The 11819-nt window shown below is 64.9% G+C and carries 13 protein-coding genes; 11 read left to right on the forward strand and 2 right to left on the reverse strand.

The genetic code is table 11. From position 1 onward, the window contains the following. Window positions 1–137 precede the first annotated feature (137 nt). Window positions 138–920 (forward strand): RNA methyltransferase, encoded by a 783-nt coding sequence (locus SIN08_RS03995; RefSeq protein WP_322450249.1) that lies wholly within the window; start codon window positions 138–140, stop codon window positions 918–920. A 220-nt stretch (window positions 921–1140) separates the two neighbouring features. Continuing rightward, window positions 1141–1977 (forward strand): glutamate racemase, encoded by an 837-nt coding sequence (murI, locus tag SIN08_RS04000; protein WP_322450250.1) that lies wholly within the window; start codon window positions 1141–1143, stop codon window positions 1975–1977. Window positions 1978–1982: 5 nt separating this feature from the next. On the opposite strand, the gene SIN08_RS04005 is transcribed toward murI, so the two are convergent. Then, window positions 1983–2618 (reverse strand): MarC family protein, encoded by a 636-nt coding sequence (locus SIN08_RS04005; protein ID WP_322450251.1) that lies wholly within the window; start codon window positions 2616–2618, stop codon window positions 1983–1985. Between the two features lie 207 nt (window positions 2619–2825). On the opposite strand from SIN08_RS04005, the gene gyrA reads away from it, so the two are divergent. Next, complete coding sequence (gene gyrA / locus SIN08_RS04010; protein WP_322450252.1) at window positions 2826–5615, forward strand: DNA gyrase subunit A; 2790 nt, start codon at window positions 2826–2828, stop codon at window positions 5613–5615. A gap of 64 nt (window positions 5616–5679) precedes the next feature. Here the strand turns inward: gyrA and SIN08_RS04015 are convergent, their stop codons facing one another. After that, on the reverse strand, window positions 5680–5805 hold the full coding sequence (locus tag SIN08_RS04015) for a hypothetical protein (protein WP_322450253.1): 126 nt from the start codon (window positions 5803–5805) through the stop codon (window positions 5680–5682). Between the two features lie 213 nt (window positions 5806–6018). On the opposite strand from SIN08_RS04015, the gene SIN08_RS04020 reads away from it, so the two are divergent. The 8 genes from SIN08_RS04020 (at window position 6019) to SIN08_RS04055 (ending at window position 11766) form a co-directional block, all read left to right on the forward strand. Next, window positions 6019–6633 (forward strand): LysE family translocator, encoded by a 615-nt coding sequence (locus SIN08_RS04020; RefSeq protein ID WP_322450254.1) that lies wholly within the window; start codon window positions 6019–6021, stop codon window positions 6631–6633. Window positions 6634–6681: 48 nt separating this feature from the next. After that, a complete protein-coding gene (gene coaD, locus SIN08_RS04025) occupies window positions 6682–7182 on the forward strand; it encodes a pantetheine-phosphate adenylyltransferase (protein WP_322450255.1) in 501 nt (166 codons plus the stop codon). Between the two features lie 25 nt (window positions 7183–7207). After that, window positions 7208–7792, forward strand: coding sequence for a peptidylprolyl isomerase (locus SIN08_RS04030; protein ID WP_416208011.1), 585 nt, complete (start codon window positions 7208–7210; stop codon window positions 7790–7792). A gap of 17 nt (window positions 7793–7809) precedes the next feature. Further along, a complete protein-coding gene (locus SIN08_RS04035; RefSeq protein WP_322450256.1) occupies window positions 7810–8283 on the forward strand; it encodes a peptidylprolyl isomerase in 474 nt (157 codons plus the stop codon). Between the two features lie 3 nt (window positions 8284–8286). Continuing rightward, window positions 8287–8676, forward strand: coding sequence for a hypothetical protein (locus SIN08_RS04040; RefSeq protein WP_322450257.1), 390 nt, complete (start codon window positions 8287–8289; stop codon window positions 8674–8676). 12 nt (window positions 8677–8688) lie between these two features. Then, entirely contained in the window at window positions 8689–9765 is a 1077-nt protein-coding gene (gene queA / locus SIN08_RS04045; protein ID WP_322450258.1) for a tRNA preQ1(34) S-adenosylmethionine ribosyltransferase-isomerase QueA, read from the forward strand. After that, window positions 9762–10892, forward strand: coding sequence for a tRNA guanosine(34) transglycosylase Tgt (gene tgt / locus SIN08_RS04050; RefSeq protein ID WP_322450259.1), 1131 nt, complete (start codon window positions 9762–9764; stop codon window positions 10890–10892). Before queA ends, tgt begins: the two co-directional genes overlap by 4 nt. Window positions 10893–11001: 109 nt before the next feature. Continuing rightward, window positions 11002–11766, forward strand: a complete 765-nt coding sequence (locus SIN08_RS04055; protein ID WP_322450260.1) for a DeoR/GlpR family DNA-binding transcription regulator — start codon at window positions 11002–11004, stop codon at window positions 11764–11766. Window positions 11767–11819 lie beyond the last annotated feature (53 nt).

Consider the following 11819-nt stretch of genomic DNA (forward strand, 5'->3'; position numbering starts at 1 on the left):
CTCTCGACAAGGGCGGGCATGGCCGCCGACTGACCTGATTTCAGGAAGTGGCGCCCCTATAGCATCGCCGCGCTGCTTGGCAAAGGCGCCGGATACGCCGCTTTACCAGATGCGCGGAAGCGGCTAACAGCAGCGTCATGGCAGGCACGGACAAACAGCGCGAAATGCTCGCGGACGGCCCGGCGATCATCCTCGTCGAGCCGCAACTGGGCGAGAATATCGGCATGGTGGCGCGCGCCATGGCCAATTTCGGCCTGGCGGAATTGCGCCTCGTCAATCCGCGCGACGGCTGGCCCAACGAGAAGGCGCGCGCGGCCGCAAGCCGCGCCGACCATGTGATCGATGGCGTCAAGGTCTATGGCGATCTCGCCGAGGCGGTCGCCGACCTCAATTTCGTGCAAGCCACCACCGCCCGCCCGCGCGACAATTTCAAGCCGGTGCGCGGGCCGGTGGAAGCGGCGACGGACCTGCGCGCGCGCCATGAAAGCGGCCAGAAGACCGGGATCCTGTTCGGCCGCGAGCGCTGGGGGCTGACCAACGAGGAGGTGGCGATGGCGGACGAGATCGTCACCTTCCCGGTCAATCCGGCCTTTGCTTCGCTGAACATCGCCCAGGCCGTGCTGCTCATGTCGTACGAATGGATGCAATCGGCCCCGCAGGGCGCGGTGCTGCCGAAGGCGCCCGAACAGACGCCGGCGACGAAAGAGCATCTGGAGAGCCTGATGAGCTATCTCGACCGGGTGCTTTCCGAGCGCGGCTATTTCCGCACCGAGGACAAGAAGCCGAAGATGATGGACAATCTGCGCGCGCTCTTCACGCGGCCGGGCTTCACGGTGGAGGAACTGGCCGTGCTGCGCGGCGTGCTGACGTCTCTGGAGAAGTTCTCGCCAAGGAAGCCGAAGGGCGGGGTGAGGGAATGATTGCTGAGCGTGTCGAACGGCCGGACGCCTTCCCAGTCCCGCCTCGTCATCCCGGAAGCCGGAGCGAATGCGGAGGCTGTCCGGGACCCATTCCGGAACATGGACGCGTCACGGAATGGATCCCGGCTCGCGGTCGCTTGCGCTCCCTTGGCCGGGATGACGAAACGCGTGGGGCAGACACGCGACGTAGAGCGCGGTCCTTGCGGCCGTTTCGCGCGCCATGACGTCGGAGCAGGCGAGGAACGGCCCGATCCTCTTCTTCGATTCGGGCATCGGCGGGCTGTCGGTGGTGAAGGAGGCGCGGGTGCTCCTGCCCGAGCACGCCTATGTCTATGTGGCGGATGACGCCGCCTTCCCGTATGGCGCGTGGGAGGAAGATGCGCTCCGGGCGCGGCTCGTCGCCTTGTTCGGGGGACTGATTGCCCGTTTTTCCCCGGCGCTCATTGTGATTGCCTGCAACACTGCCTCCACGCTGGCGATTGCGGACCTGCGCGAGGCCTTTCCCGACCAGCCTTTCGTCGGCACGGTGCCGGCGATCAAGCCCGCGGCCGAGCGCACCCGCTCCGGCCTCGTCTCGGTGCTTGCCACGCCGGGCACGGTGCGGCGACAATATACGCGCGACCTCATCAGCGCCTATGCCGCGAAGTGCCACGTGCGCCTGGTGGGCAGCGAAAATCTTGCCCGGCTTTCGGAGCAATATATGCGCGAGGGGTTCGTCGACGAGGACGCGGTGCGCGCGGAGATCGCGCCCTGCTTCGTGGAGCATGAGGGGCGGCGCACCGACATCGTGGTGCTGGCCTGCACGCACTATCCCTTTCTGGTCAACCGCATGCGCAAGACCGCGCCGTGGCCGGTGGACTGGATCGACACTTCCGAGGCGATCGCCCGCCGTGCCCTGTCGCTCGCCGCCACCCTGCCGCCGCCGCGCGAAATGCCGGTCCGGGATATTGCTCTCTTCACATCCGGCCGAGTACTGCCGGCCCTGCGCCGGCTTGTTTCCGGCTTCGGCTTTTCGCTGGATGAAGCGGCCGTGCCGGAGGCGGGAGAAGCCGGCTAGGCGCCTCAGGCCGCACCTGCCACGAACGCCTCGATCCCATCGGCGACGAACTGCACGGCAAGCGCGGCCAGAACGAGCCCGAGCAGGCGGGTGAGGATGGAGCGGCCGGTCTCGCCGAGAACCGCGTCGATGCGGTCGGCCAGCACGAAGACGAGATAGGTGACGGCGATCACCACGGCGATGATGAGCGAAAGCGCTGCCTGGGCGAGGGGACCGCTGAAGCCGCCGGAGAGCAGCACCGCCGCCGAGATCGCGCCCGGGCCGGCGATTAGCGGTATGGCGAGGGGAAAGACCGCGACGTTGCGGATCATGTCTTGCGTGATCGCCCGTTCGGCGCTTTTTTCATGCCGTTCCTGGCGGCGCTCGAAGATCATTTCGAAGGCGATATAGAAGAGAAGCAGGCCGCCGGCGATGCGGAAGGCGGGAAGCGTGATTCCCAGGACAGAGAGGATCGCGCTGCCGGCAAGCGCGAAGAGGAGAAGAACGCCGAGGCCGATGACGCTCGCCCGCACCGCCACCTGGTTGCGCTCGGCGCGGTTCATGCCGGCCGTGACGGCAAGGAAGAGCGGCGCCAGCCCCGCCGGATCCACCGTGACCAGGAGCGTCACGAAGGCGTTCAGGAAGGCGTCGAAAGGCGGCATCGGCGGCTTTTTCCCCTTTTTGCGGCGTGATTTTGCCGCAGTGCGGCACCGGCTTCGGCGAAACTGATGCTGCGTGTGCGAATGAAGCTCATATCTCGTTGAATTTTCGTATCATTTCTGCGGTGAATATTGATTGCGTGCGTTTGGAGTCTGCGCCTCACTTCCTATATAAGGAATGCATGATTCTCAGAGCTGATGTGATCCGTTTTGACTGACCAGACGACGCCGCGCGGGCCGGACGAGCCCGACGACATCGAACCTATCTCGATCATCGAGGAAATGCAGCGCTCCTATCTCGATTACGCCATGAGCGTGATCGTGAGCCGGGCACTGCCGGATGTGCGTGACGGGCTTAAGCCCGTGCACCGGCGGATTCTCTACGCGTCCCACGAGAGCGGCTATCACTGGAACCGCAAATACGTGAAGTCGGCGCGGCCGGTGGCCGACGTGATGGGTAAGTACCATCCCCACGGCGACGCTGCGATCTACGACGCCCTTGTGCGCATGGCGCAGCCCTGGTCCATGCGCCTGCAGCTGATCGACGGGCAGGGCAATTTCGGCTCCATCGACGGCGATCCGCCGGCGGCCATGCGCTACACCGAGGCGCGGCTGACCAAGGGCGCGCACGAGCTTCTGGAAGACATCGACAAGGAAACGGTCGACTGGCGCGACACATATGATGGTGCGGCGCAGGAGCCGGATGTGCTTCCGGCGCGCTTTCCCAATCTTCTGGTGAACGGCTCCGGCGGCATCGCTGTCGGCATGGCGACGAACATCCCGCCGCACAATCTGGCCGAAGTGATCGATGGCTGCGTGGCGCTGATCGACGATCCGGCGATCGAGCTTTCGCGCCTCATGGAAATCATCCCGGGGCCGGATTTCCCGACCGGCGGCATCATTCTCGGCCGTTCGGGCATCCACAGCGCCTATTCGACCGGGCGCGGTTCCGTCATCATGCGCGGCAAGGCCGAGATCGAGCAGATCCGCGGCGAGCGCGAAGCGATTATCGTGAGCGAGGTGCCTTACCAGGTCAACAAGGCGCAGATGATCGAGAAGATGGCCGAGCTCGTGCGCGACAAGCGCATCGAGGGCATCTCCGATATCCGCGACGAAAGCGACCGGCAGGGCTATCGCGTGGTCGTGGAACTGAAGCGCGACGCCAACGCCGATGTGGTGCTCAACCAGCTCTATCGGTTCACGCCGCTGCAGACCTCCTTCGGCACCAACATGGTGGCGCTCAACGGCGGCAAGCCGGAGCAGATGACGCTGCTCGACGTCTTGCGTGCCTTCGTCTCCTTCCGCGAAGACGTGGTCAGCCGGCGCACGAAATATCTCCTGCGCAAGGTCCGCGATCGGGCGCATGTGCTGGTGGGCCTCGCCATCGCCGTGGCCAACATCGACGAGGTCATCAATCTGATCCGCCGCGCACCGGACCCGCAGACGGCACGCGACCAGCTCATGGAGCGGCGCTGGCCGGCACATGAGGTGGAGGCGCTGATCACGCTCATCGCCGATCCGCGCCACAAGGTGAACGAGGACGGGACCTACAACCTTTCCGAGGAGCAGGCCCGCGCCATCCTGGACCTGCGCCTGCAGCGCCTCACAGCGCTCGGCCGCGACGAAATCGCCGACGAATTGAACAAGATCGGCGCCCAGATCAAGGATTACCTCGAAATCCTGTCCTCGCGCGCACGCATCCAGCAGATGGTCAAGGACGAACTCATCGCCGTGCGCGACGAGTTCGGCACGCCCCGGCGCACCGAGATCACCGACGGCGGCGCCGACATGGAAGACGAGGACCTGATCCAGCGCGAGGACATGGTCGTTACCGTCACCCACAAGGGCTACATCAAGCGCGTGCCGCTCTCGATCTATCGGGCGCAGGCGCGTGGCGGCAAGGGCCGCTCGGGCATGTCGACCAAGGACGAGGATTTCGTCACCCGCCTGTTCGTCGCCAGCACGCACACGCCGATCCTCTTCTTCTCCTCGCGCGGCATCGTCTACAAGGAGAAGGTCTGGCGCCTGCCGGTGGGCACGCCGCAATCGGTCGGCAAGTTCCTGCGCAACATGCTGCCGCTGCAGGAGGGCGAGCGCATCACCTCCATCATGCCGCTTCCCGAGGACGAAGAGAGCTGGGGCGCGCTGGACGTGATGTTCGCCACCACGCGCGGCACGGTCCGGCGCAACAAGCTGTCCGACTTCACGCAGGTGAACCGCAACGGCAAGATCGCCATGAAGCTGGAGGAGGAGAGCGACGAGATCCTCGGCGTCTATACCTGCACCGAGGACGACGACGTGCTGTTGACCGCCGCTTCCGGCCAATGTATCCGCTTTTCCGTCACCGACGTGCGCGTTTTTGCCGGGCGCAACTCCATCGGCGTGCGCGGCATCAATCTGCCCGACGGCGACCGGATCATTTCGATGGCGATCCTCGGCCATGTCGAGGCGACACCGGCCGAACGTGCAGCCTATCTCAAGCAGGCCGCGGCCGAGCGCCGACTCGCCAACGGCGGCGAGGAGGATGAAATTGCGCTCACCAACGAGGACGTGGGCGAAGAGACCGTTCTGTCGCCCGAGCGCTACGAGGAACTGAGGGCGCGCGAGCAACTGGTGCTCACCGTCAGCGAACTGGGCTATGGCAAGCGTTCGTCTTCCTATGATTTCCGTGTCATCGGCCGTGGCGGCAAGGGCATCCGGGCGACCGACGTGTCGAAGCGTGAGGAAATCGGTGCGCTGATCGCCGCCTTCCCGGTGGCACCGGAGGACCAGATCATGCTGGTCTCGAACGCGGGGCAGGTGATCCGCGTACCGGTCACCGGGATCCGGATCGCCAGCCGCGCGACCAAGGGCGTGACCATCTTCAACACGGCCCAGGGCGAGCGTGTCGTCTCCGTTGAGCGGATCTCCGAGCCGCAGAACGGGGAGGACGAGACGGGCGAGGCCGTTTCCCCCGCGCCAGAAGCCGGTCCGCCGCAGGGACAAGAGGGTGACACCTAGGGGGTGTTAGGGCGTGAAAGGGCTCGGACTTGAGCAGGTGGGCCCGAATGTTTCGGCTCGACCGTCATCGGTGGGGGCGCTGACGATCCGGCCTTTTGACGGGTACACGCTGCGCTTCATGGCGAAGGCCGAAGGCGGTGGCGATCAGCATTGTGAGGGTCATTGTGGCTGCGAGGGTGAAGATCAGCATCGGTCTGGCTCCTTTGCGCAGTAACGGGCGAGGACTAGTTTTGGTTTCATGGCCACGCCCCCACGACCGCGATAATGACAGGCCGGTGCTAACATCAACTGAACAGGCCATACATCCTGTGTTCATGCGGGATCACCGCATGCTTATATGCTTCATCTTGTCTTCGCTCCGCGGCTGTGGCTTTGTCCCTTCTTCGATGTGAGGAACGCACTGATGCCCGAATATGCCGCCATGCTCTCCTATTTCGCCGCTTGCGTGGCGATCGTCGTCGTGCCGGGGCCGTCGGTCACGGTGATCGTGGCGAATTCGATACGCCACGGTGCACGCGCCGGCCTGCTCAATGTCCTGGGCACGCAGATCGGCCTTGCACTGATGATCGCGGTACTGGCGTTCGGCCTTGCGGCGATCGTTGGCGCAATGGGCAGTGTTTTCGAGATCCTGCGGCTGGTCGGAGCGGCTTACCTCATATGGCTCGGCATCCGAATGTGGCGCTCGGGAGGTTCGTCCCTCCAGCCGGCGGCGGCCCAGCCAGCGGGCCGGTCCTTCGTCCTGCAGGGGTTCGTTGTCATCTGGTCGAATCCCAAGGCGCTCCTTTTCTTCGGCGCCTTCATTCCGCAGTTCATCGATCCGGCGGGCGGGGCCGTCTGGCAGACGGTGCTTTTGGGCGCGATCTTCATGGGCGTGGCGACCGTGTGCGATTCGCTCTATGCCTTCGCCGCCGGCGGAGCCGGGGCACGCCTCACCCGGGCGCGCGTGAAACTGGCCGAGCGCATCGCCGGAAGTTGTCTGATCGGCGGCGGCCTCTGGCTGGCGCTGTCGCGGCGTTGAAGGGCCGGTGAATTGCCTTGACCGGCGAAGCGGGCTAAAGCACCGGCTATGACAAAGCGCACAGCCTTCTATGCCGGCTCCTTCGACCCGCTCACCAACGGCCACCTGGACGTCCTGAAGGCGGCTCTCACGGTGGCGGACACGATCGTCGTCGGGATCGGCGTCCACCACGGAAAAAAGCCGCTTTTTTCCTATGAGGAGCGCGTCGACCTCATCGAGCGGTGGGCGGCGAGCGATCTCGGGGGCGATGCCGACCGCATCAAGGTGGTGGCCTTCGACAATCTCGTCGTCGATGCCGCCCGCAATAACGGTGCCTCCATCATCATAAGGGGCCTGCGCGACGGAACCGACCTCGACTACGAAATGCAGATGGCCGGCATGAACGAGACCATGGCGCCCGACCTGCAGACGGTGTTCCTGCCGGCAAGCCCCTCGGTGCGCACCATCACCGCCACGCTCGTGCGGCAGATCGCATCCATGGGCGGGGACATCACGCCTTTCGTTCCGGCGGTTGTCGCCGGTGCGCTGAAGGCCAAATTCACCCGTTGAAGACCATATTTCCGGAGAGACCGCGATGCGCCCGTTGAATTTCGCCGCCCCGTTCTGCCTTGCAGCCGGCCTTTTCATGACCGTGTCGGCCGCGCAAGCCGCCGAGCCGGAGAACACGCTGGTGATCGAATTGGAGAGCGGCGAGGTGGAAATCGCGCTGCGCCCCGACCTGGCGCCGCAGCATGTGGAGCGCATCAAGCAGCTCGCGCGCGCCGGCGAATATGACAACGTCGCTTTCCACCGGGTGATCGACGGTTTCATGGCCCAAACCGGCGACGTGGAGTTCGGCGACATGGAGAACGGTTTCGATCCGCAAAGGGCGGGCACGGGCGGCTCGGCGCATCCCGACCTGCCGGCGGAGTTCTCCGACGCGCCCTTCGAGCGCGGCACGGTCGGCATGGCACGGGCTCAGGACCCGAACTCGGCCAATTCCCAGTTCTTCATCATGTTCGCGCCGGCGCAACACCTGAACGGCAGCTACACGGTGGTGGGTCAGGTGGAAACCGGCATGGAGCATGTCGACCAGCTCAAGAAGGGTGATCCCGCCCGCAACGGTTCGGTCGAAGACCCCGACCGGATGGAACGCGTCTACATCGCGGCAGACGAATAAGAGGAAAGAAGCGTCTCATGGCCGATATCAAGGATCCCGAAAACACCATCGTCATGGAAACCACGAAGGGAAAGGTGGTCATCCAGCTTCTCCCGGACGTGGCCCCAGCCCATGTGGAGCGCATCAAGACGCTTTCGCGCGAGGGCTTTTACGACGGCGTGGTCTTCCACCGCGTCATCGACGGCTTCATGGCGCAGACCGGCGACCCGACGGGCACGGGCACGGGCGGCTCGGACAAGCCGGACCTCAAGGCCGAGTTCTCCAACACCGCGCATGAGCGGGGTACCTGCTCGATGGCACGCTCCCAGAACCCGAACTCCGCCAATTCGCAGTTCTTCATCTGCTTCGACCGGGCGCCGTGGCTCGACCGGCAGTACTCGGCCTGGGGCCAGGTGATCGAGGGCATGGACAATGTCGACAAGATCAAGCGCGGCGAGCCGGTGCGCGAGCCCGACACCATCGTCTCCATGCGCGTGGCGGCGGATCTTTGATCGATGAGACGGCTTGCCGCCGCACTTGCGATCTCCATCGCCGCGGCGGGGTCGGCTTCGGCGAGCGGCAGCCTTGAATGCACGGCACCGGATGCTGATGTGTCGGTGAAACTGACAATCGGCAGCCTGCCGGTGCTGGCGGTGGTCGGTGCGGAAATCGAGGCGAACGGCGCGCGGTGGGCGCTCGATGGCGACGGCGAAAGTGCAATCGCCGTCGGCCAGGCCTTCCGTGATCGCGGCGCCTTGCGGGTCGACTTCACAGATCCCAATGTCGAGCGGGTGGTCGCCGAGCTCAGGCTCTTCTCGGCTGCCGAGGAACGGAACATGGCGACGGCCGGCACGCTGCGCATTACAGGCGAGGGCGCCTGGGCGCTCACCTGCACCGGGCCATAGGGCGAGAGTATCGTGCGTGTCGAGCTTTTCGATTTCGATCTGCCCGAAGAGCGGATTGCGCTGAGGCCCGCCAGCCCGCGCGATTCTGCACGGCTTCTGGTGGTGCGCCCCGGCGAAACTCTTGGAGACGCCGCCGTGCGCGACCTGCCGGAACTGCTTCGGCACGGCGATGCGCTGGTCTTCAACGACACCAAGGTCATCCCGGCCCGCCTTTCCGGCATTCGCCGGCGCGGCGAGGCGGTCGCTCAGATCGAGGCGACGCTGCATATGCGCGCCGGACCGGATCGCTGGAAGGCTTTCCTGAAGCCGGCCAAGCGCGTCGCGCTCGGTGAGCGCATCCAGTTCGGCCATGACGGCGAAAGCTGTTTCCTGGGCACGCTTGAGGCAACGGTCGCGGAAAAGGGCGAGGGCGGTGAGGCGCTGCTCGTCTTCGATTTTTCCGGTCCCGTGCTGGACGAGGCGATTGCCGCGGCCGGCCATATGCCGCTGCCGCCCTATATCGCCTCGAGGCGTCCGGACGACGAGCGGGACCGCGCCGACTACCAGACCGTCTATGCCCGCGAGGAGGGTGCTGTTGCCGCACCGACCGCCGGGCTGCACTTCACGCCGGAGCTCTTCGCCGCCCTGGATGCGGCGGGCATCGAGCGCCATTTCGTGACACTTCATGTCGGCGCCGGCACCTTCCTGCCGGTGAAGGCGGAAGACACCGAGGCGCACAGGATGCACGCGGAATGGGGCGAGGTGGACGTCGAGACCGCAGCCGCGCTCAACGCCGTGCGGGCGCGCGGCGGGCGCATCGTCGCCGTCGGGACGACATCGCTGCGCCTCCTGGAGAGTGCCGCCATGGAGACGGGGGAGCTTGCCGGCTGGTCCGGCGAGACGGACATCTTCATTACGCCGGGCTACCGCTTCCGCGCGGTCGACATCCTGATGACGAACTTCCATCTGCCCCGCTCGACACTTTTCATGTTGGTTTCGGCCTTCAGCGGCCTGGAGACGATGAAGGCGGCCTACCGGCATGCCATCGATGAGGGCTACCGCTTCTATTCCTACGGCGATGCCAGCCTGCTTTTCAGGGACGACAGGTGAGCGAGACATTCACATTCCGCGTGCTGGCCGAGGACGGCGCGGCCCGGCGCGGCGAGATTTCCATGCCGCGCGGCACGGTGCGCACCCCAGCCTTCATGCCGGTGGGCACCGGCGGCACGGTCAAGGCCATGTATATGGATCAGGTGCGGGCGCTCGACAGCGACATCATCCTGGGCAACACCTATCACCTGATGCTGAGGCCCGGCGCGGAGCGGGTGGCCCGGCTCGGCGGGCTGCACGACTTCGCCCGCTGGCCCTATCCGATCCTGACCGATTCCGGCGGCTTCCAGGTCATGTCGCTCGCCGCGCTTAGAAAGGTGCGGGAGAAAGGTGTGACCTTCCGCTCGCATGTGGACGGGCAGGTCTTCGAAATGTCGCCGGAACGCTCCATCGAAATCCAGGGCCTGCTCGATTCGGACATCCAGATGCAGCTCGACGAGTGCGTGCGCCTGCCCGCGCCGCGCGACGAGGTGGAGCGTGCCATGGAGCTTTCGCTGCGCTGGGCCGAGCGCTGCAAGGCGGCCTTCGGCGTCCAGCCGGGCAAGGCGATGTTCGGCATCGTCCAGGGCGGCGTCGACCTGCGCCTCAGGGCGCGCTCGGCGTCGGCGCTTTCTGCCATGGATCTCAAAGGCTATGCGGTGGGCGGGCTTGCCGTCGGCGAGCCGCAGGAAACGATGCTCGAGATTCTCGAGGCGACATGCCCGGCGCTACCGGCGAACAAGCCGCGCTATCTGATGGGCGTGGGCACGCCCGACGATATCCTGAAGTCGGTGGCGCGCGGTATCGACATGTTCGACTGCGTGATGCCGACCAGGGCAGGGCGTCATGGCCTCGCCTATACGCGGCGTGGCAAGGTCAATCTGAAGAATGCGCGCCATGCCGATGACCCGCGCCCGCTGGACGAGGAAAGCGACTGCGCGGCAGCGCGCGACTATTCCCGTGCCTATCTTCACCACCTGGTGAAGTCCGGCGAAGCGCTGGGCGCCATGCTGCTCACCTGGAACAATCTCGCCTATTACCAAAGTCTCATGGCCGATATACGGGCGGCGATCGAAGCGGGGCGGCTGTCCGAGCGCGCCGCGGAAATCCAGGATGAATGGGCGCGCGGCGATTTGCCGGCTTTGTAGAAGTGGAGGCGCGGCGTCTCCCTGACTTCGAAACCTGAAGCACTGCTGCACGCCCCTTTCCCGGATTTTCGTTTCTGCTATAAAAAAGAAAAACGAAAGCCGGGAAGACATGTTTCTCGCCCCACGCCATGAGGAAATCCTTCAACTCGCCAAGGAGTACGGGCGCGTCGTGGTCGACGATCTGGCCGAGCGTTTTCGGGTCACGCCGCAGACGATCCGCAAGGATCTCAACGACCTGTGCGAACAGAGGCTGTTGACACGCATCCACGGCGGGGCGCTCCTGCCCTCGGGCGTCGAGAACATGGAATACGAGGCGCGGCGCGAGCTTGCGGCCGAAGAAAAGCGTGCAATCGGCCGCGCCGCCGCCGGACTCATCCCCGACAAGGCATCCCTCTTCATCAATATCGGGACCACCACCGAGGCTGTCAGCGATGCGCTCCTCGACCACAGCGATCTTATGGTGATTACAAATAACATCAATGTTGCCAACAGGATGCGAGTCTATCCCGCTTTTGAGGTGATCATCGCCAGCGGTGTCGTGCGCGGTTCCGACGGCGGCATCGTGGGCGAGGCGGCGGTCGATTTCATTCGCCAGTTCAAGGTGGACTACGCGGTGATCGGCGTTTCGGCGATCGATGAGGATGGAGCGCTCTTTGATTTCGATTTCCGCGAGGTGAAGGTCGCCCAGGCCATCATCGCCAACGCGCGCCATGTCATCCTGGTCTCTGATTCCACCAAGTTCGAACGCAGTGCGCCGGTGCGCATCGGCCATGTTTCGCAGGTCCACACCTTCATCACCGACCGCTGTCCAAGCACGGCCTTTCGAGAGATCTGCCGCGATGCCGGCGTGCGCCTCCTCGAGGCCTTCCCCTGACGGGCGCTGTATTCCTTTGACATTCGCAATATTTTCGTTTTAGTTTCGCTTTT

It is taken from the genome of Chelativorans sp. M5D2P16 (assembly GCF_034427935.1).
GTDB lineage: Bacteria > Pseudomonadota > Alphaproteobacteria > Rhizobiales > Rhizobiaceae > Chelativorans.